Here is a 26,528-nt window from a genome sequence, read left to right on the forward strand (position 1 = left end):
CGCCGCATCTTATATAACTGCTATTTTTAAATTTAAAGTGTGGGAATTCATCCCATTCTCTTTTACTGCTGAGCTTCCTCTTTATAATCACAACTTGTACAGACGACTTGAGTTCCTTTTTTCTGTTTCTTCTCTACAAGCAGATTTTCACATTTCGGACATTTTCTTGCAATTGGCTTATCCCAAGATACGAAGTCACAGCCAGGGAATCGATCACAGCCATAAAATGTACGCTTTTTCTTCGATTTTCGCTCAACGATATTTCCTTCTTCACATTTCGGACACTTTACGCCAATTTCTTTTACAATTGGCTTTGTGTTGCGGCAGTCAGGGAAATTAGAGCATGCCATAAATTTTCCGTAGCGTCCCATTTTGTATACCATAGGTGAACCGCATTCTTCGCAATCTTCTCCGGCAGGTTCATCTTTAATCTCCACTTCGCGCATTTCTTTTTCAGCATGTTCTAAGCGTTTTTCAAAATCACTGTAAAATTCGTCAATAACACGCACCCATTGAACATTACCATCTTCCACTTCATCCAAATCGTTTTCCATTTTAGCTGTAAACTCTACATCTAAAATTTCCGGGAAAAACTCCAATACAAGCTCTAGTACAATTTCTCCAAGTTCTGTTGGAACAAAACGCTTGTTATCGAGCGCTACGTACCCGCGCTTTTGAATCGTGTCAAGTGTTGGAGCATATGTAGACGGTCGGCCAATGCCTAGCTCTTCTAATGTCTTGACTAAACGAGCTTCTGTATATCTTGGCGGCGGCTGTGTGAAGTGCTGCTTTTCATCGATGTCCTTAGAATAAGCTACTTCTCCTTCTTCTAAGTCTGGAAGAAGATTTTCTTTTTCCTCCACTTGATCATCATTGCCTTCAACATACACTTTCATAAAGCCTGGAAATTTAACTTTTGAGCCGTTCGCTCTAAATGTTACGTCTCCATTTTTCAAATCTACAGCCATTGTATCCATAATTGCAGGTGCCATTTGACTAGCAACGAAGCGCTCCCATACTAACTTATACAGTCGATACTGATCACGCGATAAGAACTCTTTTACCTCTCCTGGTTTACGAAGAGCTGAAGTTGGACGAATCGCTTCGTGGGCATCTTGCGCATTTGAATTCTTCTTTTCTTTACGCTTTTCCGTTGCCACAAACTGATTTCCGTACGCGTTCGTAATGTAATCTCTAGCTTCTGTTTGAGCTGTTTCTGAAATACGAGTAGAATCGGTACGCATATACGTGATAAGACCTACTGTTCCTTCTTTTCCTAAATCAATTCCTTCATACAATTGCTGCGCAATCATCATTGTTTTTTTCGCTCGGAAGTTCAGTTTCCGCGCTGCCTCTTGCTGTAATGAAGACGTGGTAAAAGAAGGAGCCGCATTACGCTTTCGCTCACGTTTTGTTACTTTAGAAATTGAAAATTCATTTCCATCTAATTGTTTAACAATGTTGGTTACATCATTTTCATTCGATAGCTCTACTTTTTTCCCTTGATATTCGATCAACTGGCCTTCAAATTGGTCGTTCCCTTTTTGAAAAGTTGCTTTTACCGTCCAGTATTCTTCTGGGATAAACTTTGCAATTTCTTTTTCACGATCAATAATTAACCGCACTGCAATTGATTGAACCCTTCCGGCACTTAATCCTTTTTTCACTTTTTTCCACAGCAATGGACTGATGTTGTAGCCAACCAGCCTGTCAAGAATACGGCGTGCTTGTTGAGCATCTACTAAATCCATATTAATTGCTCGTGGATGTTTAAAAGATTCTTTAATCGCTTCTTTTGTAATCTCATTAAATACTACGCGACAGTCCGATGCAATGTCTACATCCAAACTGTGCGCCAAGTGCCATGCAATCGCTTCTCCTTCACGGTCTGGATCGGCTGCTAGGTAAATCTTTTTTGCTTTTTTAGCCGCTGTTTTTAGTTCTTTTAAAACCGGGCCTTTCCCGCGAATTGTAATATATTTCGGATTGTAATCCTGGTCAATATCAATTCCCATTTGACTTTTAGGTAAATCGCGAACATGTCCCATCGATGCTTTTACTTTATATTTCTTTCCTAAATAACGTTCAATTGTTTTAGCCTTTGCAGGCGATTCTACAATTACTAGGTAGTCAGACATCTATTTGTTCCTCCTCAAGAGGTAGAATAAAATCTTCATTATTATTAAATATTTGGTTCTTGTTTGTCAAATGTCAAAAAGATAAGTCATACGATTTCACTACGTATCTCACTAGTATTTCATACCATGCAAGAATATGACTACTTTGAAACATTCATCTTATATACATCATTTCATCTGTAATATCAGCAGCGCTTTGCACAAGTTTTGCCCCTAATTGGATTAACTTATTCGTTCCACATGATGTTTCTTCAAAAATAGAACCCGGTATGGCAAATACTTCTCTTCCTTGCTGAAGCGCCTGGTCGGCGGTAATAAAAGATCCACTTCTTTCTTTTGCTTGCACCACCAACGTGCCTCCTGTTAATCCGCTAATGATTCTGTTTCTGCGAGGGAAAAACCATTTCGTCGGCTTCATAAACGGGGCATATTCAGAAAGCAGCAAATGATGCTGCGCAATTTCTCTTGCTAAATTTTGGTTTCCTCTTGGGTAAATATTATAAAACCCGCCGCCTAAAACTGCAATCGTTTTAGCTTTTTCAGCGATAGCCAGTTCATGAGCAGCTTGGTCAATCCCTAAGGCTAGTCCACTTACAACGACAAATTCTTCATGCAGCATCGGCTTAACAATATGAGTCAGAGCTGCAGTTCCATATGAAGTGGGATTCCTTGTTCCTACAACGCTTAAGCTTGCCGGAGCGTGTAGAAGAGAAACCTTTCCTCTTGCAAATAATACCCAAGGCGGATCATAAATATGGCGCAAAAGTTCAGGATATTCATCATCTAGGATGGTGACACATTGAATATTCTCAGCGTCATATTTATCTAGAATATCTCGTATTGGAATAGTTTGCAAATCTTTTTTTATTTGATTAGCACGTTCAATCGAGAGAGTCAATAGTTTTTGAAGCTGTGATGGAGAGTACTCGTAGAGATTTTGTAATGAAGAATTCTGTTGAAGTAGCGCAAAAATTTGTTTCCAATTAACAGATGGACAATGTGCTAAATGAATTAATTTTTCCCGTAAATCAGACATTCTACAATCTCCTTTTTAAATGGACAAAATAGCCCCCGGTCAAAGGAGGCTATATGTCTTCTATTAATGAGTCTTACACTGCTCGTAAATGCCTTGTTCTTTTAACACTTTAATAAGTGTTTCTCCCATAACAGATGGTGTTTCAGCTACTTGGATACCGCATTCATTCATTGTTTTAATTTTTTCAGACGCTGTCCCTTTACCACCTGAAATAATAGCACCAGCATGGCCCATACGTTTTCCTGGAGGTGCTGTTTGACCGCCAATGAAGCCGACCACAGGTTTTGTCATGTTTGCTTTTACCCATTCTGCCGCTTCTTCTTCTGCCGTACCGCCGATTTCACCAATCATAATTACTGCGTACGTATCTTCATCTTCATTAAACGCTTTTAATACATCGATAAAGTTCGTGCCGTTCACTGGGTCACCACCGATACCAACAGCTGTTGATTGGCCAATGCCAGCTTCAGAAAGTTGATGAACAGCTTCATATGTTAATGTACCAGAACGTGAAACTACACCTACATGACCTTTTTTGTGAATGTACCCTGGCATAATTCCAATTTTACATTCTTCTGGTGTAATAACACCTGGGCAGTTAGGTCCCACAAGGCGCGTGCGTTTTCCTTCCATATAACGCTTTACTTTTACCATATCTAATACTGGAATACCTTCCGTAATACAAATAACTAAATCTAAATCTGCGTCAACTGCTTCAATAATGGAGTCAGCTGCGAATGCTGGCGGAACATATACAACAGAAGCCGTTGCGCCTGTTTTTTCTTTTGCCTCGGCAACCGTATTAAATACCGGAACACCTTCTACTTCTAAGCCGCCTTTACCTGGTGTTACGCCACCAACAATTTTTGTTCCATATTCTAACATTTGTTGTGTATGAAAAAGGCCAACTCCGCCTGTAATTCCTTGTACAATTACTTTTGTATCTTGATTAATAAATACGCTCATTCCTATCCCCCAGCCTTTCTATTTCACTAGTGAAACGATTTTTTGTGCGCCGTCTGCCATAGATTCAGCAGCTGTGATATTTAAGCCTGATTTTTGTAAAATTTCTTTTCCAAGTTCAACGTTTGTTCCTTCTAAGCGAACAACTAATGGAAGGCTTAATCCAACTTGTTTCGTTGCTTCAACAACACCTGTTGCAATAACATCACATTTCATAATCCCGCCGAAAATATTAACGAAAATACCTTTTACATTTTGGTCAGATAAAATAATTTTGAATGCTTCTGTTACTTTTTCAGCAGTTGCGCCGCCCCCAACATCCAGGAAGTTAGCAGGGTCGCCTCCGTAATGTTTAATAATATCCATCGTTGCCATTGCTAAACCTGCACCGTTTACCATACAACCGATATTGCCATCTAGTGAAATGTAGCTTAAGTCGTATTTAGATGCTTCAATTTCTTTAGCATCTTCCTCTTCAAGGTCACGATATTCAAGAATATCTTTTTGACGATACAGCGCATTTGAATCAAAGTTTAACTTCGCATCCAATGCCATAACGTCTCCGTCACCTGTTACAACTAGAGGATTAATCTCTGCAATTGAGCAGTCTTTTTCAACAAATACTGTATATAAACCCGTCATGAACTTAACTGCTTTTCCAACTAATTCTTTTGGAATATTAATATTAAATGCAAGTCTGCGAGCTTGGAATGCTTGTAAACCAATCGCAGGATCTACATATTCTTTAAAGATTTTTTCAGGCGTTTTTTCTGCCACTTCTTCAATTTCAGTTCCACCTTCTTCAGAACCCATCAATACAACTTGAGACGTTGCACGATCAAGAACTAAACCGATGTAGTATTCTTTCTTAATATCGCATCCCTCTTCAACTAACAAGCGCTTAACTTCTTTTCCTTCAGGGCCTGTTTGGTGTGTTACGAGGGTCTTTCCTAAAATATCTTGTGCATATGTACGAACTTCATCTAAGTTTTTTGCTACTTTGACACCGCCCGCTTTACCGCGTCCACCAGCATGGATTTGTGCTTTCACCACAGATACTTGTGAACCTAATTCCTTTGCTGCTTCAACTGCTTCTTCAACAGTAAAAGCTACTCGACCGTTTGGTACTGCAACCCCATATTTTCTGAGTAGTTCTTTTCCTTGATACTCATGGATATTCATTTCCCATCCTCCTAACATAATCAACCACAAAACTATACTGCACAAAATAGACTGCGCTTTCATTGTATAAAAATAATTGTCTAATTGTCTACTATTCTAGTGAAAAATATTGAAATAATAAGAAAATTGATATTTTTATGGAGATAGTACTTAACCATACCTTATGAAGTCGATGAGGCTCTGCGGACATTAAACGTGTGGTTGATCGTGTAAATCAACCTTCATAACTAAAGCAGACTGAGAGGAAAATAATTCACGAACTCCACCCGTAGCAATATCTCCACTTAAGTAGGCTATATCCTTTTTGAGCCTAAAATCCCGCATGTAAAACATGCGCTAAAAAGCAGAGATATGTTCGGGTATCATGTTCTAGTTTACTTGGTTTTTTATCGGTGCAAAAGATCGGCGGTGTTCTGGCAAAATTCCATATTGTTCGATTGCTTCTAAATGTTGTTTTGTTCCATATCCCATATGTTTTTCGAATCCGTATGCAGGATAGCGTTCACCAAGTTCTTTCATCATTCGATCTCGCGTCACTTTTGCAATAACAGAACTTGCAGCAATGGAAATGCTTGTAGCATCGCCTTTGATGATTGACTGCTGCGAAATAGGCACCGGCAGCTTCATCGCATCAATAAGCAGTTCATCAGGCTGAACAGCTAGAAGTTCAATTGCTTCAGTCATTGCCTTTTTTGTTGCTTCATAAATATTAATAGAATCAATGACCTCTGCGTCTATAATACCTATACCGATAGCGACAGCGCTTTTACAAATTTCTTCATAAAATTCTTCTCGCTTTGCCTCTGATAACTTCTTTGAATCCGTCAAACCAGGGAGAAAAAAATCCGGAGGCAAAATAACAGCAGCAGCTACTACCGGTCCTGCTAACGGTCCTCTTCCTACTTCATCTACTCCGGCAATATAGGTTGCTCCTTGATTGTATAATTCGTTTTCATATGCCATCATTCCATCAAACTGTTGCTTCAAGCGCTCAGCGGCTTCAAATTGCCTTTGTTTTTGAATAATAACCTGCTGCACACCTTTACGCTCATCTTGCGCATATGCCTTAAATAAAGCATCTTCCGGGCTTCTCACTCGCTTTAGTTCTTCTTTTATTTCCTTAATACTTTTTTTCATTAGCTCCACCTTCTTTATATCAACATTTTCACACGGCACCTTTACATAAAAAACGCCTCATGCTAAAAAGGCAGAGGCGTTTTTTGTTTCAGTTCGCAATGTATTGCTTACAGCTGTTGTTCAGCTTCACTTGGATCATCAAATGTAAAGGTGCCAATTTTATCCGTTCGAATTTCTCGAAGAACAAGTTCAGCCGTTTTATCGTAATCCACCATGCCGCCACCCATTAAACAGCCGCGGCGCGACCCAATTGCATCAAAAAGCTCTACAATGTCTTCAGGGATTTCATTTAAATCATAACGCTGCTTTAATTGTTCTGGGTAATGGCTAGTTAAGAAGCGCAGCGCATAAACAGCGACATCTTGCATATTTAAAATGGTATCTTTGATAGCACCCGTTGTTGCAAGCTTATATCCAACTGTTTCATCTTCAAACTTAGGCCACAAAATACCTGGCGTATCAAGTAGCTCCAGTTCATTTCCTACCTTAATCCACTGCTGTGCTTGCGTCACACCTGGACGGTCTCCGGTCTTGGCGATTTTTTTGCTGGCAAGGCGATTAATCAGCGTTGATTTACCGACGTTAGGAATCCCTACAATCATCGCTCGGATAGCGCGGGGTTTTTTAACTCCTTTTGCGCGCATGCGGTCAAACTTCTCTTGAAGAAGTTCTTTGGAAGACGAAACAATTTGTTTCATTCCTTTACCTGCTTGTGCGTCAATAGCTAAGGCATAAATACCTTGTTCTTTGTAATAATCTAGCCACTGCTGAGTGACGCGCGGATCAGCTTTGTCCACTTTATTAAGCAATACGATTCTCGGCTTGTTCACGATAATCTCATCAATCATTGGATTTCGCGATGATTGCGGAATGCGTGCATCAACCAGTTCGTATACAATATCAATCAATTTTAGCTTTTCAGTTACTTGTCTTCTGGCCTTGGCCATATGGCCAGGAAACCATTGAATTGTCATATTTTACTCACCTTTTATATTTTACTTTGCAAAACGCGCTTCTTTAATCGGCCAGTATACGGCACTCGTTTTACCAAGCACCTTGTCCATGCTCACAAAGCCAATCTGACGGCTGTCTTTACTATAGCGTCGATTGTCTCCCATCACGAACAAATAGCCTTCTGGCACGGTCTTTTTACCCGTTACGTCTTCTAGTTTAAAATCTTCGGTTAAATTACCGTCAATCACTTCTTTTTTATACTGATCTAAATAGGGCTCTTTATAAGCTTTTCCATTTACATATAGCGTATCATTTCGATACTCAATATGATCACCCGGCAGTCCGATAATACGTTTTATGTAATCTTTTTCCGCTGTAGCATGAAAAACAATAATATCAAAGCGATCAGGATCACCAATCTTATAGGAGAACTTATTTACAATCATTCGATTTTGGTCATGCAGCGTAGGCATCATAGAAAGTCCATCTACTACAATCGGTGCAAACAAAAAATAGCGAATTACAACAGCTAACAGTACGGCAATGGCGATTGCTTTTATCCATTCCCACAGTTCATTTTTCTTTCGAGCCATCTTCAGTCCTCCAACTCTTATGTCATACCTTTATTTTAAACGATAATGTTTGAAACGCCTAATAAATAAATAGAATAAAAAAATGATGACTTGTACGTCTATTTTTTACTGTCAGAGAACGAATCGTTCTAAAAAAACATTTGAAAAAAGGAGCTTGTATAAACAAGCTCCCCTTTACTATTATCGAATTTCTTTAATACGCGCAGCTTTACCACGTAATTCACGTAGGTAATAAAGTTTCGCACGGCGTACTTTACCGCGGCGCATTACTTCGATTTTTGCAATTTTTGGCGTATGAAGTGGGAATGTACGCTCTACACCTACACCGTAAGAAATCTTACGTACTGTAAATGTTTCGCTGATACCACCGCCACGACGCTTAATAACAACACCTTCAAATACCTGAACACGTTCACGAGTACCCTCAACGATATTTACGTGTACACGTACAGTATCACCAGGACGGAACGTAGGAAGATCTGTTTTTAATTGTTCTTTTGTAATCTCTTCGATTAATTTTTGCATCGCGTGTTTCAACTCCTTCCAACAGACGCTCATACCAATGCTTTTCAATCATTGCAGCGGAACATCGTTATAGGTGACCAGACATCTGCCCAAGCCACAAAATCTATCTTAGCACACTCTTATACCGTATGCAACAGAGTTTATGCATAAATTTTATGGATTTATGAAAGGCCGTTTTCCTCTTTTAATTGAGCTACTAGTTTCTTTTGCTCTTCCGTTAGCTCCATCTTTTCAAGCATATCCGGTCTTCGAAGCAACGTGCGCTTTAAAGACTCTTTTTGACGCCACTGTTCAATTTTTTTATGATTTCCTGACATAAGTACTTCAGGAACTGTTAAGCCTCTAAAATCAGCAGGACGCGTATAGTGGGGGTGCTCTAGTAAACCTGTACTGTGTGAGTCTTGTACAGCTGAATGATTATTGCCAAGCACATCGGGAAGCAGGCGAACAACGCTATCGATCACAACCATGGCACCAAGCTCTCCTCCAGTTAATACATAGTCACCAATTGAAATCTCATCAGTTACCAGCTGCTCACGAATTCGTTCATCATATCCTTCGTAATGACCGCAAATAAAAATTAAATGCTCTTCTGCCGCTAGCTCTTCTGCTTTTGCCTGTGTATAGCGTTCGCCCTGCGGACAAAGCAAAACTACCCGGGGCTTCTTAGCTGTTTCAGTCAGCTTCTCTACAGCGTCAAAAATAGGCTGAGGTGTCAATACCATTCCAGCACCTCCGCCGTAAGGATAATCGTCCACATTCTGATGTTTGTTCGTAGAATATTCTCGGAAATTAACTACATTCAGTTCAACCGCATTTTTTTCCTGTGCTTTTTTCAAAATTGATTCACCAAAAACACCGTCAAACATAGAAGGAAATAGCGATAGTACATCAATTTTCATTAGTCCAATAACCCTTCCATTACCGTAATAACAATCTCTTTTTCATCTATATCAATAGATTGTACAACGTCGTCGATGTAAGGAATAAGAACTTCTTTTCCGCCTTTTTTAACGACCCACACATCATTAGCTCCCGGCGTTAAAATTTCTTTGACCGTTCCTACCTCTACTCCGTCTTCTGTTTTTACTGTACAGCCAATAATTTCGTGGAAATAGAATTCACCGTCTTCTAAATCCGTTAGCTGCTCCTCAGGAATTTTCACTTCGCAGTTTTTGTACTGCTCGACATCATTTACGTTGTGATAGCCTTCGAATGTAAGCAGATCAAAATTTTTATGCCTGCGATGGCTTGCTACCGTTACTTCTACCGGCTCGCTTTGCTTCTCTTTGAAGATATAAAGTTTATTTCCTTTTTCATAGCGCTCATCAGCAAAATCCGTAGTTGATACAATACGAACTTCTCCTTTTACACCATGGGTATTCACAATTTTTCCAACCTTAAACCATTCCATGCTTCTTCACCTCTATCTAATCTCAACAACTTTGCTATCTTTTATAATAATTGTTTTACTTTCTTTTATCTTTTCCCAATCATCGCCGATTTTTACCTCTACTAAGGCATCGAGTTCCGTTTCAACGAGTTCGCTCCCTAAAGGAAGCTTTTCTAATTGCGTCAGCTGAAAGTTCAACACTTCAATTTTTTCAAGGCGAGCGGATTTTTCTTTTTCAAATTGACTATGTAATAAAGAAGAACCTTTATTGGCTTTTTCCATGTGCTTTAACTGAAATTTCAGCTGTTCCATTTCTTTTTCAAGCGCCTGCTTGCGGTTTACAAAACGATTTTCAAGATCTTGTTTGCTTGCTTCAGTTAACACTTGTTTCACAACCACTTTTTGAATAATGTTCAAAACGTTCCCTCCGCCCTCAAGATAGTGTCCTTGTGCTTTTGGCATGCATATTGAAATAGCTGCTTCTTGCTCGCAAAAGACTTACTGTGATCAAAACGTTCATCTTATCATAACATAAAAAAAAGGGCGAGGTTATCCCTCTCCCTTTTTGATTACTCTTGAATTTTCACATACACTTTTTTACCTTGCTGTGATGCTGCTGCATTCACAACAGTTCGAATCGCTTTTGCAACGCGGCCTTGTTTGCCGATTACTTTGCCGACATCTTCTTGGTGAACAGTAAGGATGTACGTCACTTGACGTTCATCTTCTTGTTCCTCCACTTTAACATCAGCTGGATAATCAACAAGCGGCTTTACAATTGTTTCGATTAGTGATGTCATCTCGAGTGAAATTATTTTCCTAATTTAGCATTATGGAATTTTTCCATGATGCCTTCGTTAGAGAAAAGGTTACGAACTGTATCAGATGGTTTAGCACCATTTTGTAACCATTTAAGAGCTAGCTCTTCATCGATTTTAACTTCAGCTGGTTGAACTACAGGATTGTAAGTTCCAACTACTTCGATGTAACGTCCATCACGTGGTGAACGAGAGTCTGCTGCTACGATACGATAGAAAGGAGATTTTTTAGCTCCCATACGTTTTAAACGAATTTTTACTGCCATTTTATAAAGCACCTCCGAATATGTTTCAACAAGATAATATAATATCAAATAGGTAAAATGTTTGTAAAGGTTTTTTTCTTAACACTAGAAAAATATTTTATTTTCTTTGGTTTTTCAGTCCAAATTAAGCGTTTTATCATGAAAAGAATGGAAGTTTCATACCCTTTTTCTTGCCTTTTGACATATTTGTCATTTGTTTCATCATTTTTTTCATGTCTTCAAATTGTTTAAGCAAACGGTTGACTTCTTGTACAGAACGTCCACTTCCTTTTGCAATACGTTTTCTTCGACTTGCATTAATGATTTCAGGGTTTGTTTTTTCCGCTTTCGTCATAGAACGAATGATTGCTTCTACATGATTAATTTGCTTTTCATCAACCTGCAGGTTTTTGAGCCCCTTTACTTTATTGGCGCCCGGAAGCATACCAATTAGCTCATCAAGCGGTCCCATTTGACGCACCTGAGCAAGTTGATCTAAAAAGTCATCAAATGTAAATGACTGCGTGCGCAGCTTAGCTTCAAGCTCTTTTGCTTTTTCAGCATCTACATTTGCCTGAGCCTTTTCGATAAGCGTCAGCACATCACCCATACCTAAGATACGGGAAGCCATACGCTCTGGATGGAATGCTTCAATAGCATCCATTTTTTCTCCAAGACCGACAAACTTAATTGGTGTATCGGTTACTGCACGAATAGAAAGCGCTGCACCACCGCGCGTATCGCCGTCTAGTTTCGTTAATACAACTCCAGTTAATCCTAATTGCTTATTAAAGCTATCCGCAACGTTTACTGCATCTTGACCCGTCATCGCATCGACAACAAGGAAAATTTCGTCTGGGTTAGAAAGCTCTTTGATCTGTTCTAACTCCTCCATTAGATTTTCATCAACATGCAAACGTCCCGCTGTATCAATTAATACATAATCGTGATGCTCTTCTTTCGCATGAGCAATAGCTTGTTTCGCAATCTCCACAGGACTTACTTGATCACCTAATGAAAAAACAGACATGCTAAGCTGTTTTCCTAGTGTTTCAAGCTGTTTAATAGCTGCCGGACGATAAATATCTGCTGCTACAAGCAATGGATTACGGTTATATTTTTTACGTAATAAATTGGCAAGTTTACCGGTTGTTGTTGTTTTACCTGCACCTTGAAGTCCAACCATCATAATTACAGTTGGAGCTTTTGGAGCTACTGCAATCTTGCTTTGCTCTCCGCCCATAAGTGCAGTTAATTCTTCTTGTACAACCTTAATAACTTGTTGTCCAGGCGTTAAGCTCTTAAGAACGTCTTGACCTACAGCACGTTCGCTTACGCGCTTAACAAAGTCTTTTACTACTTTAAAGTTTACATCGGCTTCTAAAAGGGCAAGTCTAACTTCACGCATCATTTCTTTAACATCAGCTTCGTTAACTTTTCCTTTTCCTTTTAACTTTTGCAGTGTGCTTTGCAAACGGTCGGCTAATCCTTCAAATGCCATATACGCCGCCCCCTAATCTAATTTCTCGAGCGAATCAAGAAGAGAAGAAAGCTTACTATTCTTGTATAAGTCGGCTGCAAGTTCGTCTTTCAGTTGTTGAACAATTGATTGACGCTCTTGAAACCGTTGAAATAACAATAGCTTTTCCTCATATTGTTCAAGCATTTGCTCTGTACGTTTTATATTATCATAAACTGCTTGACGACTCACATCAAATTCTTCCGCTATTTCACCGAGGGAATAATCATCCAAGTAATAAAGTGACATATAACTTCTTTGTTTGGGCGTCAACAGCGCCTGATAGAAGTCAAATAAGTAATTCATTCTTGTTGTTTTTTCGAGCATATGCACGCTCTTTTCAACCATCTGACCGCCCCCTTGTTAAGTGAAAAGCCTTTACATGTTATTAGTTTAACTAGGCGAGGTTTGAATGTCAAGTTTTTTCCTTAACACCTGACATTTTCCCATTTAAAAGAGATCGAGACATAACTAAATTATTTCAATTTAAAGACGAACAAATGGGATAAAGGAGCTCGTATGAATCACTTGTTACACCGCTGTTGATTTCCGTGCAAGACTTCGCTTTCCGCGGGCGGCCGCTGAGCCTCCTCGTCGTTTCCGCTCCTGCGGGGTCTCACCTGTTCCGCTTTTCCCGCAGGAGTCTTCGTCTTGCCCTCCAATCAACAGCTAGAAGCTTCTGCATACATGAAACCTACATTCACCATCACCATGAAAAAATCCGAACGAGTTTGATTCATCGTTCGGATCTTCCTTCAACTAAACTACTTTTGTGGCAGCCTCTTTTGAGATTATGCCTCTTTTTCTGTTTCTTCTTCTACAGCATTGGCAAATAACCCATAGATATATTGTTCCGTGTCAAACGGCTGAAGGTCGTCTACTTTTTCTCCAAGTCCAACGAATTTAACAGGAAGCTTCAGTTCGTTTCGAATGGCAAGAACAATTCCGCCTTTAGCCGTACCATCTAGTTTTGTTAACACAATTCCCGTCACGTTCGTTGCTTCTGAGAATGTTTTAGCCTGACTTAAAGCATTTTGCCCCGTCGTCGCATCAAGTACAAGAAGTACCTCATGAGGAGCACCAGGAATTTCTCGCTCAATAACACGCTTTACTTTCTCTAATTCTTTCATTAAATTCACTTTGTTTTGAAGGCGCCCTGCTGTATCACATAATAAAACATCTGCTTTTCGAGCCTTAGCTGACTGAACAGCGTCATACATGACAGCTGCAGGGTCAGAGCCTGCAGATTGCTTAATAACATCAACACCAACGCGTTCTCCCCATACTTCTAACTGCTCAATCGCACCGGCACGGAACGTATCTCCTGCTGCCATTACGACTTTTTTGCCTTCTTGTTTGAATTTATGAGCAATTTTCCCAATTGTTGTTGTTTTTCCAACGCCGTTTACCCCTACAAACAAAATCACCGTTAAATCATTTTGCTGCATATTCAGTTCACTAATCTGCTCTTCACCAGATTCATAAATATCAATTAATTTCTCAGAGATGACAGCCTGTACATCTTGAGGGTCCTTAATATTACGGCGTTTCACTTCCGATTTTAAGTCATCAATTAAATCTAACACGGTAGCCACACCGACATCAGCACTAATTAAAATTTCTTCTAATTCCTCAAAAAACTCTTCGTCTACTTGACGATAGCGAGACACTAGATCATTCACGCGTTCTGAAAAAGAATTGCGCGTTTTTGATAGTCCATCTTTAAATTTTTGTGTAACAGAATCGGTTTGCATTGTAATTTTTTCTTTTAGTTTCTTAAAAAAACTCATTCGTACCACCCTTTCATTCTATGAGTTAAACATATTGCTTTGATTCCTCTAAACGAACAGAGACTAATTTCGATACGCCAGATTCTTGCATTGTCACACCGTACAGTACATCAGCTTCTTCCATTGTACCTTTTCGGTGAGTAATAACAATGAACTGTGTTTGATTACTAAATTTGCGTAAATACGTAGCGAAGCGATGAACGTTTGCTTCATCAAGCGCCGCTTCCACTTCATCTAGCACACAAAACGGTACCGGACGTACTTTCAAAATAGAAAACAGGAGGGCAATGGCTGTTAACGAACGCTCGCCGCCTGACAGCAACCCTAGATTCTGCAGTTTTTTCCCAGGAGGCTGGGCAACAATTTCTACACCTGTATTTAATAAATCTTTCGGATCTGTTAATTTCAAATCCGCTTTTCCTCCTCCGAATAGGGAAGAGAACACTGTACCAAATTCATTGCGGATACGAGTGAACGTATCAGAAAAACGTTTCTTCATTTCCTCGTCCATTTCTTCAATCACTTGATACAGGGTATTTTTCGCTTCGTCAAGGTCCGCTCGCTGCGTATTTAAAAATTCATAGCGCTCTGAAACGCGTTCGTATTGTTCAATAGAACCTAAGTTTACGGTTCCTAATTCATCAATTGCCAGCTTAATGAGCTTGATTTTTTTTCTCGCTTCTTGAATATCTAATGTTAAAGGATATTTTTCTTTTGCTGCTTCAAAGCTAATTTCGTACTCTTCTGTCAGCTGCTGCAGACGGCTGTCTAGCTCTACGTCAATTCGATTGATTTTGACTTCTTCATCTTTTAAAGCATCCGTAATTTGTTTGTACTGACGCTGCAGCTCTTTTACAACTCTCTCTTCGTCTTCAAGTTTATTCTGGGCTTTCAACCGCTCTGATCTGCAGTCATCCATTAATTGTAACGTTTCTGTCTTTTCTTTTATTCGCTCATGCGCCGCTTCTTCGAGCTGAAGTTCACCCGAGTCATTGCTCGTGATTTCACTCGTTAAAAGAGAAAGATCATCTGTAGCTTCAGACAAACGCTGAATGGTTTGATCAAGCTCAAAGCACACTCTTTCATATTTTTCTTGCTGATTTGTGAGGAACTGTTCTTTTTTCGCAAGAAGCACTTTTACTTCTGTAAGCTCATGTTGAACCGTTTCTTTAGACGTTTGCTGTGTATGCTTGCGTGCAGCTAACTCTTCAATGTTTTTCTCTAATACATTTGCCTGCTGCTGATTTCCTTGCAAACTCGTATGCAGCTCATCAATTCGAGCGGACAAGCTTGTTTGATCTTGTCTAAAGCTAGCAATATCATGATCGTACATGGTTAAGCGGTCATTCACTGCTTTTTCTTCGATGTCAATTTGCTTTACTTCTCGGTCAGATTCCTGCTCTTTGTCTTTCAAGCGTTCCACAAATGCCTGCTGTTTATTAATTTCCTGTTGAAGCTCTTCAATCTGTGACTTTTTATCTTTCACATCTTGCTCGAGCACAATCGTCTTTTGTTCCATCTCTTCTATTTTTGCTGTAATGGCTTCCACTTCACGCTGACGGCCTAACAAAGAGTTGGACTTTTGCTTCATGGAACCGCCTGTCATCGAACCACCGGGGTTGACGACATCTCCTTTAACGGTCACAAAACGATAGCGATGCTGCACAAGACGGGCAAGTTCATTTGCACCTTTTAAATCATTAACAACAATAACGGTTCCAAGCAAATTTTTAATAACTCGGTCGTAGGTAGCTTCGTATTTAACAAGAGATGAAGCGATCCCTACATACGCTTCGTGACTCTCTAGCATAGAAATAGTTTGAGCCGGAACATAACGATCTTTTACAGCCGTCAGTGGTAAAAACGTAGCTCTCCCGTAACCATTTTGTTTCAAAAAGCCAATTGCCTGACGTGCACTTTGTTCGTCTTGAACGACAATATGCTGAGCTGCTCCTCCAAGCGCAATTTCAAGCGCTGTTTCATACTCTTTTGGAACATTGATTAGCTCAGCAATGGCGCCTTTGATACCTGCAAGCTTCTCATCACGCGCTTTTAATACTTCTTTTACACCGTGAAAATAACCTTCATAGTCTTCTTGCATCTCTTCAAGCATTTCTTTTCGTGATTTTGTCTGCTGCACGTACTGATAAGCTTGATAAAGCGTAGACTCTTGTTTACGATAGGCTTGCCTTAATGACTCAAGCTTCTCTCCTTGCTGCTTATACACTTGTACAGCCTGCTGAAGCTCTTGACGAAACTGAGCAAGTCTTTTGATCGCCGCTTCTTTTCGCTGCGTTAATTCACGGCGCTGTTCTACGTATTGCTCGTTGGATTTTGTTAAACGCTGCTCTTTTTCAAACGTTTGCATTTTTTGCTGCTCTAAAAATGAAATTTCATTTCGAGCGGATGTTTGAGCGTTCGCTAATTCAAAATACTCGCTTTTCATCTGTTCAAGCTTTTCTTCTAGATTCTCGCTGTACTGCCTGAACAGCTGTTCCTGCTCAGTAAGCTTCAGGCGTATCTCTTGTACTTCTTTTTGAGATTGCTCAAGATCTTTTCCTTCGCTGTCTTTTGCTTTACTTAGCTCTTGATGTTTATGAGTATACTCTTTTACTAAACGTTCCAGCTGCTCTTTATTTTGAAAGGCATTTTTCTTACGCTCTTTTAATACTTCTTTTTTGCCTTCTAGCTTTTCTACTTCTTCACTTACATATAGTAGTTTTTTATGTAAAGAGTCTAGTTGTTCATCTATTTGCTGAATGTGCAAACGAAGGGTCTGGATTTCTCCTTCACGCGTGCGAATATTCGTCGCGAGAGATTCTTCGAGCTGCTCGTGCTGAGCCATTTCAGCTTTTAATTTTTCCCATTTCTGATGAAGATCTTCAACTTCAAATACCGTAACAGCCACATCAATGTGCTCTAATTCTTCTTTTTTCTGCAAATAATCTTTGGCAATTGACGATTGAATCTGTAAAGGCTCTAACTGACCTTCAATTTCATGAAGAATATCTACCACTCGATTTAAATTTTCTTGTGTTTCGAGAAGCCGAAGCTCCGCTTTTCGTTTACGCGTTTTGTATTTTAATACACCTGCTGCTTCTTCAAAAATTTTACGGCGCTCGTCAGATTTACTGCTTAGTACTTCTTCTACTTTTCCTTGACTGATAATCGAAAAAGCTTCTCTTCCAAGTCCTGAATCCATAAATAAATCGACAATATCTTTCAAGCGGCACGACTGGTTGTTAATAAAAAATTCACTGTCTCCTGAGCGGTACACGCGCCTTGTAATACTAACTTCATGATAGTCAAGCGGGAGAAACTGGTCATCATTTTCTAACGTAAGCGTTACGTCAGCAACATTTACCGCACGGCGCGATTCGCTTCCTGCAAAAATAATGTCCTCCATTTTCCCTCCACGAAGCGATTTGGCTGACTGTTCTCCAAGCACCCAGCGTATGGCATCCGTAATGTTGCTTTTTCCGCTTCCATTCGGTCCTACTACCGCCGTTACACCTGGCACAAAATCTATCGATACTTTTTCTGCAAACGATTTGAACCCTGCAATATCTAATCGTTTGAGGAACATAGAAATCCCCCCTCACACATGTAATCTTTTCATAGCAAATCCCCCTTTATAACGAATACGTTAAGAGGGGGATCATTTTATTTCGTTTGACTTGCTCTAATTTTCGTAATAGCTACTTGAGCTGCTTTTTGCTCTGCTTCTTTTTTCGAACGCCCTACACCAACGCCGAGCTCTTCACCATTTAACGATACGCGAGATAAGAATTCGCGATTATGCGCTGGACCTTTTTCTTGCAAAACTTTGTATTCTAATTGTCCAACTCCATCACGTTGAATCACTTCTTGAAGCTGGCTTTTGAAATCCATCACATGAGAAAAAGCACCTTCATTAATTTTTGGAAAGACAACTTTTTTCAGAATCGTTACTACCGTATCAAGCCCTTGGTCTAAATAAAGAGCTCCGATAAATGCTTCAAATACATCGGCCAGTAAAGCCGGTCTAGATCGGCCGCCTGTCATCTCTTCACCTTTTCCAAGTAACACTAGTTTACCAAAATCCATTTCATTTGCAAAAGTAACAAGCGACGGTTCGCACACAACTGCTGCACGAAGCTTCGTTAACTCACCTTCACTCATCGTTGGATATTTTTTAAATAAAAATTGCGATACGGTTAGTTCTAATACGGCATCTCCTAAAAACTCAAGACGCTCGTTGTCTTCATACGGTCTTCTGCGATGCTCATTCACATAGGATGAATGTGTAAATGCTTGAAAAAGAAGCGCTTCATTTGTAAACTGAATACCAATTTCCTTTTGAAACTCTGCAAAATTTTGCTTGAATTTCACGTTTATCTTTCGATCTCGATTTGAATATTGTTTAGGCATAAAATACCTCCGCTTACCTGCTTCAATTGTTTCGTAGTTTTTCCCTAACATCTCTCATTATAAAACGAGGTATCCTAAAAGATACACTACCTTTTCAAAAAAAAGAGGTCTTTTTTTGAAATTCTTAAAAAGAAGAGAAAGCCCCGCTGTTTAACGGGGCTTTTCATACATATACTACAGATTAAATTTGGCTCTGTATGTAATTAACTGCATCTCCTACAGTTGAAATTTTTTCAGCTTCTTCGTCAGAAATTTCGATATCGAATTCCTCTTCAAGCTCCATTACAAATTCAACTACGTCTAGAGAGTCAGCACCTAAGTCTTCTTTGAAACTAGATTCTAGTTTCACTTCACTTTTGTCTACACCAAGACGATCAACAATGATTGTTGTTACGCGTTCTAGTACCTCTGCCATTGTTCTTCACCTCCCCTCAAGTCATTATAGATGATTTCCATCTAAAATACTATGGTTGAATAATAAAGTTTATCGGTCGCCTAGTAAACGTCCCTTTGTACTTTATCACCAAATTACACTTTTCGTAAAGTGCCTTTTTTACATCACCATTCCGCCGTCAACGTGAATCGTTTGACCCGTAATATAACGGCTTGCATCTGATGCTAAAAACGCAACTGCGTTCGCAACATCCTCAGGCTGGCCGAAGCTTGCAAGAGGGATTTGTTTTAACATTTCCGCCTGCACTTCTTCATTCAATTTATCCGTCATGTCTGTTGCAATGAAACCAGGAGCAACTGCATTCACTGTAATATTGCGGCTTGCTAATTCTTTGGCAGTTGTTTTTGTTAAACCAATCACGCCTGATTTTGCTGCTACATAATTTGCTTGTCCAGCATTACCGCTGACGCCGACAATTGATGAAATATTAATGATGCGTCCTGCGCGCTGCTTCATCATTTGACGAGTAACCGCTTTTGTACACAAAAATACGCCTTTTAAGTTTGTATTAATAACATCATCCCATTCGTCTTCTTTCATACGCATAAGAAGATTATCACGTGTGATGCCCGCGTTGTTTACTAAAATATCTACTGAACCAAATGTAGAAATCGCTTCTTTTATCATTGCTTGTACAGAATCACTTTCTGCCACATTTGCTTGTACAGCAATTGCATCCGTTCCTAATCCTTTAATTTCATCCACAACTTCAAGAGCTTTCGCTTCGCTTCCAGAATAGTTTACAACTACTTTAGCACCAAGCTTTCCCAGCTCAATTGCAACGGCACGACCAATTCCGCGAGAAGCGCCTGTTACAACCGCAACTTTCCCTTGTAACATGTTATTCTCCCCCTTTTAGTGCGTCAATCGTTGATTTTAATGATGTAAGATCATTAACAGCATACACAGTCGCACGGCGATTTACTTTTTTCACAAGACCTGATAATACTTTTCCTGGTCCAATTTCAACAAATGTATCTACACCTTCTGCAAGAAGTGTCTCAACTGTTTCTTCCCATCTCACCGGAGAATACAGTTGTTCCACTAGCTTGTTTTGAATATCTTGACTGTCAGTAACCGGCTTTGCTGTTACGTTTGCTATGACTGGAACTTTCGCATCGCTAAAGCCCACTGTTTCTAGCGTATCACGTAGTTTTTCAGCAGCTGGCTTCATTAAACTAGAGTGGAACGGACCGCTTACCACTAGAGGAATCACGCGTTTTGCACCTTTTTCTTTGGCAAGAGCTCCAGCTTTTTCTACACCATTTACCGTACCTGAAATAACAATTTGACCCGGACAGTTAATATTTGCAAGCTGAACAGCATCGCCTTCGCTTGTAATTTGAGCGGTAACAGCTTCTAGATCTTCCGCTGACATGCCAAGCACTGCTGCCATTGTACCTTGACCTGCTGGTACAGCTTCGTCCATATAGCGGCCTCTTTTGTGAACAGCAACAACGGCATCTTTAAACGATAAAACCTCAGCAGCCACAAGCGCACTGTACTCTCCTAGACTGTGACCCGCAACAAAATCGGGTGTAATTCCGCTCATTTTAAATGCTTCAAGCAGCATTGTACTCGTTGTTAAAAGAGCAGGTTGAGCGTGATAAGTTAAAGTCAATTCTTCTTGAGGCCCTTCAAAAATAATGTTTGAAAGACTGAACCCTAAAGCTTCGTCAGCTGTATGAATCAGCTTTTTCGCTTCCTCTGTTCCATCATATAAATCTTTTCCCATACCAACAGTTTGTGACCCTTGGCCTGGAAAGATAAAAGCAATTTTCCCCATTTCTTATCTCTCCTTTTCTTCATTAGCAGTTTGTTCGATTGCTTTTTGAATAGTGGAAGACACATTGTTTTCCACCATATTCACAGCTTGCTTAATCGCGCTAAATACTGCATTCGCATCCGACGAACCGTGCGCTTTGATAACAGGCGCATGCAATCCAAACAGCCCTGCGCCTCCATATTCACTGTAATCCATTTTCGCTTTTAACCCCTGCAGCTGAGGCTTCAGCACCGCTGCGGCTAACTTGCTTTTTAACGTGCTCATTAATTCTTGTTTAATCATAGAAAACAAGGAAAGCGCCGTTCCTTCAATGCTCTTAAGAGTCATATTCCCTGTAAAACCATCTGTTACAACCACATCCGCTACGCCGTTTAGCAAATCACGGGATTCCACGTTGCCTACAAAATTAAGATCAGCATTCTTTAGTAGCTGATAGGCTTGCTTTGTTAAGTCATTTCCTTTTTTATCCTCAGTTCCAATGTTCAGCAGTCCCACTCTAGGAGCTTGAATGCCGCGTACTTTTTCGGCATACACAGACCCCATTACAGCGTACTGGAGCAAATGTTCAGGCTTGGCATCAACGTTTGCACCAACGTCTAGCATTAAAAAGCCTTTTCCATCTAGTGTCGGAAGCGTCGGAGCAAGTGCTGGACGTTCAATGCCTTTGATGCGCCCTACAATAAAAAGTCCCGCTGTCATTAACGCACCTGTGTTTCCTGCTGAAATACAAGCATCCGCACGACCTTCGGCTACTTCATTTGCCATTAATACCATAGATGCTTGTTTTTTACGGCGCACAGCTCGCACTGGCTCATCAGTTGCATCAATGGTTTCTTCTGTATGAATAATCGAAATACGGTCTGAATTTGTTAAATACTTTTTTATTTCTGATTCGTTTCCAATTAACGTAATATGTAATTCTTTAAATTGAGCAGTAGCTTTTTCTACACCTTCAATAATGGCTTTCGGTGCATGATCTCCGCCCATTGCATCAATAGCTAGTTTCATGTTGCGTCTCATCCTTTTTATTATTTATCCTTTGTAGAACGATACATTTTAAAAGTGCCAGAGAACACTTGCTCTTGCCCTACATAGCTGTTTACCTCAACGGTGGTTCGCACTTCACTAGTTGACAGAACTTTCGCTTTTGCTATCACTCGTTCATGAAGCTTAACAGGGCGGTGATAACGGATCGACGCATCTGCTGTGAGCGCTAATTCGTTGTTAATAACAGCGACAGCTAACGAATTAGCCTGCGCAAAAAGGTGGTGACCACGAGCAATTTGATTACGCTGAAACACATGCTCTGTTTTCACATCAAAAATAGATATCGCTGATTGATCTAGTTCAATGTCGATAACTTCTCCAATTACTTCTTCAATCGGAAGCGAACGCACTTCCTCGTCTAGTTGTTTTGAAGCTACATGCTTAATACGTTCTCGCAGTTCAGGAATCGACAACTCTAGGCGGTCTAATCGAATTGTTTGAACGCTCACTGAAAAACGGTCTGCTAGTTCTTCATCCGTAATAAATGGGTTTTCTTCAATTGTCGTTTTTAATAGCTGCTGTCTTTCTTTTTTACTGCGCTTCATTGTCCACCATCCGAACTTTTAATACTAGGTACTAATAGCAGTATATAATCATTGCCTTCTAATTGCAACATTTTTCACATGCTGTATTCTTTGCATCGCACTATGGATATCTATAACTATTAACAGTCGCTAAAAACATCTACATACATGAAACCTGCGTTCACCCTACCAATGAAAAAATCCGAACGAGTTGGATTCTCCATCAAGAATCTCGATTCATCGTTCGGATTTCCCTTCAACTAAACTACTTTCAGCTTCTTTTACTAATCAAATTTTTCTCCAGTTAATACGCCCGTTGCTTCTAATTGTATTCTCAGCAGTGCAAACTGATCTTCTGTCCAAAAGCTGTCGGAATTTACAAGCTTAGCAGCATCTTCTCGAGCTACTTCAAGCGCACGGTAATCGTGCACCATATCGGCTACTTTAAACTCAGGCATCCCGCTTTGTTTTCTACCAAAGAAATCACCAGGCCCACGAAGCTCTAAGTCTCTTTCTGATAATACAAATCCATCGTTTGTTTCCGTCATAATGGTCATTCGTTCTTTTCCAACTTCTGATTTCGGATCTGCGAGCAGAATACAATACGACTGTGCATCTCCGCGTCCTACGCGTCCTCTTAGCTGATGAAGCTGAGATAACCCAAAGCGCTCTGCATCATAAATGACCATTACGGTTGCATTCGGAACGTTCACTCCTACTTCTACAACCGTTGTTGATACTAAAATCTGCACGTCATTTACGCTAAACTGTTTCATCACTTCTTCTTTTTCATCAGGTGACAATCTTCCGTGCATGAGACCAACGCTTGCTTTTCCATTAAAATAGTGAGTGAGTGTTGCATGCACATCAATTGCATTTTGAACATCCAGCTTGTCCGATTCTTCAATCAACGGACAAATAACGTAAGCTTGTCTGCCGTCATGTATTTCTTTTTCAACGAAATGTAAAATACGTTCAAGCATATCATGTTTTACCCAGTATGTTTCAATTGCCTTACGTCCTGCTGGCATTTCATCGATAATGGACACATCCATTTCTCCAAACACCGTAATGGCAAGGGTTCGTGGAATAGGAGTCGCCGTCATAAACAGTACATCCGGACTTTCTCCTTTTTCACGTAAAACCCGGCGCTGTCCAACTCCAAAGCGGTGCTGTTCATCCGTAATGACGAGCCCTAAACTATTATATATAACTTCGTCTTGAATTAAGGCATGTGTACCTACTAATACATGAACATCTCCGTCTTTCACTCGCTGAAGCAGCTCTCTTCTTGCTTTTCCTTTAACAGACCCTGTTAGCAAGCCTACGCTGATTCCTACCTTTTCAAGCATCGCAGTCAATGACTCAGCATGCTGTTCAGCTAAAATTTCAGTCGGTACCATTAAAGCACCTTGATGCCCTGCTAAAACAGTGGCGTATAAAGCAACCGCTGCTACGACTGTTTTACCGGACCCTACATCACCTTGCAACAAGCGATTCATGCGATAAGGCGATTTCATATCGTGCGTAATTTCGTTTACTACACGTTTTTGAGCGTTTGTTAGCGGAAACGGCAGCAAGTTCGTGAAGTTTACCAGCTCAGTTGAATCAAATGCTTGCTTCATTCCAGGCGTTTCTTCTCTTTCGCGCTTTCTAAGCGCCTGCATTTTTAATTGAAAAAGTAGAAATTCTTCATAAACAAATCGACGTCTTGCTTGTTTTAAATCTTCATGATCACGAGGTAAGTGAATACTTCTAACCGCTTCTTCACGCGTTACTAGTTTGTATCTAGAACGAATAGAGGCCGGGAGCATATCCTGAATGCTGCTGCCATAATTCTTCAACGCAAGAGAGACGAACTTCCGCATTCCTTTGACCGTTAAGCTGCCTTTAACCGAGTAAACAGGCTCAATCGTTTGATTTTTAACAAACGGAGAAAATTGAAGCTCCTGCAAGTTAATCGTTTGCCGATGCTGATCCCATTTCCCCGTAACCGTAACAGTTTGATCGATTTCTAACTTTGATTTATAGTAAGGGCGATTAAAACAAGTAACCGTAATCAAATAGCGGTTTACTAGCAGCCGAAATGTAAGGCGCGAACGTTTTTTTCCGTAATACGTAAGCGAGGGAACGCTGTGAACCTTTCCTTCTACGGTGACCTTTTCGTCGTGCTTTGCTTCAGCCAAATCTTTTAACTCATAATCTTCATAGCGGTATGGGAAGTGTTCTAACAAGTCATGCACACTGTGAATATGCATATCCTCTAATGCTTGTGCTGTTTCATCTCCAATACCTTTAATGGTTTTAATTGAAATAGTTGTTAGTTCATTCACTTTTATTTAATGCAATACCAAAGATCTTCGCTTCAAGCTCGCGACCTGTTGGTGTTGCCGCTAAGCCTCCTTGTGCAGTTTCTCGTAATGCAACCGGCATTGTTTGACCAATTTTATACATAGCATCAATGACTTCATCACATGGAATACGACTTGTAATGCCTGCTAAGGCCATATCTGCTGCAATCATTGCATTCGCCGCTCCCATTGCGTTTCGTTTCACACATGGAACTTCTACTAGCCCCGCTACTGGGTCACATACTAATCCTAGCATATTTTTGAGAGTAATTGCCATTGCTTCAGCTGCCTGACTCGGTGTACCTCCTGCCATTTCAACAATCGCTGCAGCTGCCATACCTGAAGCTGAACCAACTTCTGCTTGACATCCGCCTGCTGCTCCTGAAATAGACGCATTATTGGCTACAACAAATCCAAAAGCACCTGATGTAAATAAAAATTCAATCATTTCTTTACGAGTTGGGTTTAGCTTATGTTGCACTGCAAACAGCGTTCCTGGTACTACCCCCGCAGATCCAGCAGTAGGCGTTGCACAGATTGTCCCCATTGCCGCATTTACTTCGTTTGTCGCTACAGCTTTGCTGACTGCATCTAAAATTAAATTTCCAGATAAAGATTTTCCACTTTGAATATAGTTTTGAAGCAGCACTGCATCTCCGCCTGTTAAACCTGTAACAGACTGTACCCCTTTTAAACCGCGTTCAACCGCTTCTTCCATAACCGTTAAGTTCCGGTCCATTTTTTCCATGATTTCTTCACGAGTAACTCCCGTGATATCTATTTCCTGTTGAATCATAATCTCTGCAATTTTCACATTTTGACTTTCTGCTAATTCTACTAGTTCTGCTACGTTTCGAAACATAGTAACCTCCGCTATTATTCTGTCTTATTTTCACTTTAGAATCATCTATAACCACTCGGCTCGAGTTATTCTCTCAAGCCGTTCCTATTCGCTCTATCCTACTCAACCATTCTTGTTACTTGAATAATGTGAGGCAATGTTTTTAACTCTTCAATTACATCATCTTCAATATTTGTATCCATTTCAATTGCCATGAGCGCTACTTCTCCGCGCTCTTTGCGAGATACTTCCATATGTCCGATATTAATTGAATGTTTCATCAAAATATTTGTAACGGTCGCAATGGCACCAAATCGATCATTATGCACAACGAGAATAGCTGGATTCATGCCTGATAAATTTAATTCAAATCCGTTCAGCTCCGTAATTTGAATTTTTCCTCCGCCAATTGAAATTCCAACAACTTCAATTTCCTTTAATCCGTCGCTCATTTTAATGCGAGCAGTATTAGGATGATCTGTGATTGCCGCTTCCTCAACAAATGTGACGTCAATTCCTTCTTTTTTAGCTAAGTCCAAAGATTGCGGAATACGCTGATCGAATGTATCAAAATCTAGAATACCGCCAATCAACGCTACGTCTGTTCCGTGCCCTTTATATGTTTGAGCAAAAGAACCGTACAGTGAAACCACAACTTTTGTGGGCTGCTTGCCAAAAAGCGTCCGTGCAACGCGTCCAATACGCGCTGCACCAGCTGTATGTGAGCTAGATGGTCCAATCATTACCGGACCAATAATATCAAAGACAGATTTATATTTCATAAGGATTTTCCCCCTGCTATTTAGACATTGTTATTACTTA

The 26,528-nt window shown here is 40.1% G+C and carries 27 protein-coding genes; all 27 read right to left on the reverse strand.

Features of this window, described 5'->3' with window-relative positions:
• Positions 1–62: 62 nt before the first annotated feature.
• The gene (gene topA / locus MMB68_RS02255; protein WP_221784462.1) at positions 63–2,138 is read right to left on the reverse strand and encodes a type I DNA topoisomerase; all 2,076 of its coding nucleotides are present in this window, start codon (positions 2,136–2,138) and stop codon (positions 63–65) included.
• A gap of 154 nt (positions 2,139–2,292) precedes the next feature.
• Positions 2,293–3,174: a DNA-processing protein DprA gene (dprA, locus tag MMB68_RS02260; protein ID WP_221784463.1), complete on the reverse strand. Its 882-nt coding sequence runs from the start codon at positions 3,172–3,174 to the stop codon at positions 2,293–2,295.
• 63 nt (positions 3,175–3,237) lie between these two features.
• A complete protein-coding gene (gene sucD, locus MMB68_RS02265; RefSeq protein WP_013058889.1) occupies positions 3,238–4,140 on the reverse strand; it encodes a succinate--CoA ligase subunit alpha in 903 nt (300 codons plus the stop codon).
• Between the two features lie 18 nt (positions 4,141–4,158).
• Complete coding sequence (gene sucC, locus MMB68_RS02270; protein WP_013058890.1) at positions 4,159–5,319, reverse strand: ADP-forming succinate--CoA ligase subunit beta; 1,161 nt, start codon at positions 5,317–5,319, stop codon at positions 4,159–4,161.
• A 369-nt stretch (positions 5,320–5,688) separates the two neighbouring features.
• Positions 5,689–6,456 (reverse strand): ribonuclease HII, encoded by a 768-nt coding sequence (locus tag MMB68_RS02275; RefSeq protein WP_221784464.1) that lies wholly within the window; start codon positions 6,454–6,456, stop codon positions 5,689–5,691.
• 107 nt (positions 6,457–6,563) lie between these two features.
• Positions 6,564–7,430, reverse strand: coding sequence for a ribosome biogenesis GTPase YlqF (gene ylqF, locus MMB68_RS02280; RefSeq protein ID WP_025750333.1), 867 nt, complete (start codon positions 7,428–7,430; stop codon positions 6,564–6,566).
• Between the two features lie 21 nt (positions 7,431–7,451).
• Positions 7,452–8,003 (reverse strand): signal peptidase I, encoded by a 552-nt coding sequence (lepB, locus tag MMB68_RS02285; RefSeq protein WP_013058893.1) that lies wholly within the window; start codon positions 8,001–8,003, stop codon positions 7,452–7,454.
• 180 nt (positions 8,004–8,183) lie between these two features.
• The gene (rplS, locus tag MMB68_RS02290; protein ID WP_013084808.1) at positions 8,184–8,528 is read right to left on the reverse strand and encodes a 50S ribosomal protein L19; all 345 of its coding nucleotides are present in this window, start codon (positions 8,526–8,528) and stop codon (positions 8,184–8,186) included.
• Between the two features lie 161 nt (positions 8,529–8,689).
• Positions 8,690–9,430, reverse strand: a complete 741-nt coding sequence (trmD, locus tag MMB68_RS02295) for a tRNA (guanosine(37)-N1)-methyltransferase TrmD (protein WP_221784465.1) — start codon at positions 9,428–9,430, stop codon at positions 8,690–8,692.
• Complete coding sequence (gene rimM / locus MMB68_RS02300) at positions 9,430–9,942, reverse strand: ribosome maturation factor RimM (protein ID WP_028410799.1); 513 nt, start codon at positions 9,940–9,942, stop codon at positions 9,430–9,432. The genes trmD and rimM overlap by 1 nt, the downstream gene beginning before the upstream one ends.
• 12 nt (positions 9,943–9,954) lie before the next feature.
• Positions 9,955–10,338, reverse strand: a complete 384-nt coding sequence (locus MMB68_RS02305) for a YlqD family protein (protein WP_014458417.1) — start codon at positions 10,336–10,338, stop codon at positions 9,955–9,957.
• Positions 10,339–10,490: 152 nt separating this feature from the next.
• Entirely contained in the window at positions 10,491–10,721 is a 231-nt protein-coding gene (locus tag MMB68_RS02310; protein WP_013058898.1) for a KH domain-containing protein, read from the reverse strand.
• Positions 10,722–10,732: 11 nt separating this feature from the next.
• Positions 10,733–11,005: a 30S ribosomal protein S16 gene (rpsP, locus tag MMB68_RS02315; RefSeq protein WP_013058899.1), complete on the reverse strand. Its 273-nt coding sequence runs from the start codon at positions 11,003–11,005 to the stop codon at positions 10,733–10,735.
• 136 nt (positions 11,006–11,141) lie between these two features.
• On the reverse strand, positions 11,142–12,485 hold the full coding sequence (ffh, locus tag MMB68_RS02320) for a signal recognition particle protein (RefSeq protein ID WP_013058900.1): 1,344 nt from the start codon (positions 12,483–12,485) through the stop codon (positions 11,142–11,144).
• A gap of 12 nt (positions 12,486–12,497) precedes the next feature.
• Positions 12,498–12,830 carry a putative DNA-binding protein gene (locus MMB68_RS02325; protein WP_221784741.1) on the reverse strand — a complete coding sequence of 111 codons (333 nt, stop codon included), beginning with the start codon at positions 12,828–12,830 and terminating at the stop codon, positions 12,498–12,500.
• Between the two features lie 204 nt (positions 12,831–13,034).
• The gene (locus tag MMB68_RS02330; protein WP_260506719.1) at positions 13,035–13,169 is read right to left on the reverse strand and encodes a hypothetical protein; all 135 of its coding nucleotides are present in this window, start codon (positions 13,167–13,169) and stop codon (positions 13,035–13,037) included.
• A gap of 125 nt (positions 13,170–13,294) precedes the next feature.
• On the reverse strand, positions 13,295–14,293 hold the full coding sequence (ftsY, locus tag MMB68_RS02335; protein WP_277548132.1) for a signal recognition particle-docking protein FtsY: 999 nt from the start codon (positions 14,291–14,293) through the stop codon (positions 13,295–13,297).
• Positions 14,294–14,318: 25 nt separating this feature from the next.
• On the reverse strand, positions 14,319–17,879 hold the full coding sequence (smc, locus tag MMB68_RS02340; protein ID WP_221784466.1) for a chromosome segregation protein SMC: 3,561 nt from the start codon (positions 17,877–17,879) through the stop codon (positions 14,319–14,321).
• Between the two features lie 77 nt (positions 17,880–17,956).
• Positions 17,957–18,703 (reverse strand): ribonuclease III, encoded by a 747-nt coding sequence (rnc, locus tag MMB68_RS02345; protein ID WP_014458413.1) that lies wholly within the window; start codon positions 18,701–18,703, stop codon positions 17,957–17,959.
• A gap of 181 nt (positions 18,704–18,884) precedes the next feature.
• Positions 18,885–19,118, reverse strand: coding sequence for an acyl carrier protein (gene acpP / locus MMB68_RS02350; RefSeq protein WP_013058905.1), 234 nt, complete (start codon positions 19,116–19,118; stop codon positions 18,885–18,887).
• Positions 19,119–19,256: 138 nt separating this feature from the next.
• Complete coding sequence (gene fabG, locus MMB68_RS02355; RefSeq protein ID WP_013058906.1) at positions 19,257–19,997, reverse strand: 3-oxoacyl-[acyl-carrier-protein] reductase; 741 nt, start codon at positions 19,995–19,997, stop codon at positions 19,257–19,259.
• Position 19,998: 1 nt separating this feature from the next.
• The gene (gene fabD, locus MMB68_RS02360; RefSeq protein WP_277548137.1) at positions 19,999–20,943 is read right to left on the reverse strand and encodes an ACP S-malonyltransferase; all 945 of its coding nucleotides are present in this window, start codon (positions 20,941–20,943) and stop codon (positions 19,999–20,001) included.
• Between the two features lie 3 nt (positions 20,944–20,946).
• The gene (gene plsX / locus MMB68_RS02365; protein WP_221812617.1) at positions 20,947–21,951 is read right to left on the reverse strand and encodes a phosphate acyltransferase PlsX; all 1,005 of its coding nucleotides are present in this window, start codon (positions 21,949–21,951) and stop codon (positions 20,947–20,949) included.
• A 20-nt stretch (positions 21,952–21,971) separates the two neighbouring features.
• Complete coding sequence (fapR, locus tag MMB68_RS02370; RefSeq protein WP_013058909.1) at positions 21,972–22,535, reverse strand: transcription factor FapR; 564 nt, start codon at positions 22,533–22,535, stop codon at positions 21,972–21,974.
• A gap of 263 nt (positions 22,536–22,798) precedes the next feature.
• Complete coding sequence (gene recG, locus MMB68_RS02375) at positions 22,799–24,847, reverse strand: ATP-dependent DNA helicase RecG (RefSeq protein WP_195781988.1); 2,049 nt, start codon at positions 24,845–24,847, stop codon at positions 22,799–22,801.
• Positions 24,840–25,727, reverse strand: a complete 888-nt coding sequence (gene sdaAA, locus MMB68_RS02380; RefSeq protein WP_013084817.1) for an L-serine ammonia-lyase, iron-sulfur-dependent, subunit alpha — start codon at positions 25,725–25,727, stop codon at positions 24,840–24,842. Before sdaAA ends, recG begins: the two co-directional genes overlap by 8 nt.
• 98 nt (positions 25,728–25,825) lie before the next feature.
• Positions 25,826–26,488 (reverse strand): L-serine ammonia-lyase, iron-sulfur-dependent subunit beta, encoded by a 663-nt coding sequence (sdaAB, locus tag MMB68_RS02385; RefSeq protein ID WP_014458409.1) that lies wholly within the window; start codon positions 26,486–26,488, stop codon positions 25,826–25,828.
• Positions 26,489–26,528: the final 40 nt, after the last annotated feature.

The sequence above is a fragment of the Priestia sp. Y58 genome (assembly GCF_029522095.1).
Lineage (GTDB): Bacteria > Bacillota > Bacilli > Bacillales > Bacillaceae_H > Priestia > Priestia megaterium_E.

What these genes read in the sequence shown, in the direction of transcription:
- topA (WP_221784462.1), bottom strand. Translation starts at nt 2,138, where the DNA reads ATGTCTGACTACCTAGTAATTGTAGAATCGCCTGCAAAGGCTAAAACA.
- dprA (WP_221784463.1), bottom strand. Translation starts at nt 3,174, where the DNA reads ATGTCTGATTTACGGGAAAAATTAATTCATTTAGCACATTGTCCATCT.
- sucD (WP_013058889.1), bottom strand. Translation starts at nt 4,140, where the DNA reads ATGAGCGTATTTATTAATCAAGATACAAAAGTAATTGTACAAGGAATT.
- sucC (WP_013058890.1), bottom strand. Translation starts at nt 5,319, where the DNA reads ATGAATATCCATGAGTATCAAGGAAAAGAACTACTCAGAAAATATGGG.
- MMB68_RS02275 (WP_221784464.1), bottom strand. Translation starts at nt 6,456, where the DNA reads ATGAAAAAAAGTATTAAGGAAATAAAAGAAGAACTAAAGCGAGTGAGA.
- ylqF (WP_025750333.1), bottom strand. Translation starts at nt 7,430, where the DNA reads ATGACAATTCAATGGTTTCCTGGCCATATGGCCAAGGCCAGAAGACAA.
- lepB (WP_013058893.1), bottom strand. Translation starts at nt 8,003, where the DNA reads ATGGCTCGAAAGAAAAATGAACTGTGGGAATGGATAAAAGCAATCGCC.
- rplS (WP_013084808.1), bottom strand. Translation starts at nt 8,528, where the DNA reads ATGCAAAAATTAATCGAAGAGATTACAAAAGAACAATTAAAAACAGAT.
- trmD (WP_221784465.1), bottom strand. Translation starts at nt 9,430, where the DNA reads ATGAAAATTGATGTACTATCGCTATTTCCTTCTATGTTTGACGGTGTT.
- rimM (WP_028410799.1), bottom strand. Translation starts at nt 9,942, where the DNA reads ATGGAATGGTTTAAGGTTGGAAAAATTGTGAATACCCATGGTGTAAAA.
- MMB68_RS02310 (WP_013058898.1), bottom strand. Translation starts at nt 10,721, where the DNA reads ATGACATCACTAATCGAAACAATTGTAAAGCCGCTTGTTGATTATCCA.
- rpsP (WP_013058899.1), bottom strand. Translation starts at nt 11,005, where the DNA reads ATGGCAGTAAAAATTCGTTTAAAACGTATGGGAGCTAAAAAATCTCCT.
- ffh (WP_013058900.1), bottom strand. Translation starts at nt 12,485, where the DNA reads ATGGCATTTGAAGGATTAGCCGACCGTTTGCAAAGCACACTGCAAAAG.
- MMB68_RS02325 (WP_221784741.1), bottom strand. Translation starts at nt 12,830, where the DNA reads ATGCTCGAAAAAACAACAAGAATGAATTACTTATTTGACTTCTATCAG.
- ftsY (WP_277548132.1), bottom strand. Translation starts at nt 14,293, where the DNA reads ATGAGTTTTTTTAAGAAACTAAAAGAAAAAATTACAATGCAAACCGAT.
- smc (WP_221784466.1), bottom strand. Translation starts at nt 17,879, where the DNA reads ATGTTCCTCAAACGATTAGATATTGCAGGGTTCAAATCGTTTGCAGAA.
- rnc (WP_014458413.1), bottom strand. Translation starts at nt 18,703, where the DNA reads ATGCCTAAACAATATTCAAATCGAGATCGAAAGATAAACGTGAAATTC.
- acpP (WP_013058905.1), bottom strand. Translation starts at nt 19,118, where the DNA reads ATGGCAGAGGTACTAGAACGCGTAACAACAATCATTGTTGATCGTCTT.
- fabG (WP_013058906.1), bottom strand. Translation starts at nt 19,997, where the DNA reads ATGTTACAAGGGAAAGTTGCGGTTGTAACAGGCGCTTCTCGCGGAATT.
- fabD (WP_277548137.1), bottom strand. Translation starts at nt 20,943, where the DNA reads ATGGGGAAAATTGCTTTTATCTTTCCAGGCCAAGGGTCACAAACTGTT.
- plsX (WP_221812617.1), bottom strand. Translation starts at nt 21,951, where the DNA reads ATGAAACTAGCTATTGATGCAATGGGCGGAGATCATGCACCGAAAGCC.
- fapR (WP_013058909.1), bottom strand. Translation starts at nt 22,535, where the DNA reads ATGAAGCGCAGTAAAAAAGAAAGACAGCAGCTATTAAAAACGACAATT.
- sdaAA (WP_013084817.1), bottom strand. Translation starts at nt 25,727, where the DNA reads ATGTTTCGAAACGTAGCAGAACTAGTAGAATTAGCAGAAAGTCAAAAT.
- sdaAB (WP_014458409.1), bottom strand. Translation starts at nt 26,488, where the DNA reads ATGAAATATAAATCTGTCTTTGATATTATTGGTCCGGTAATGATTGGA.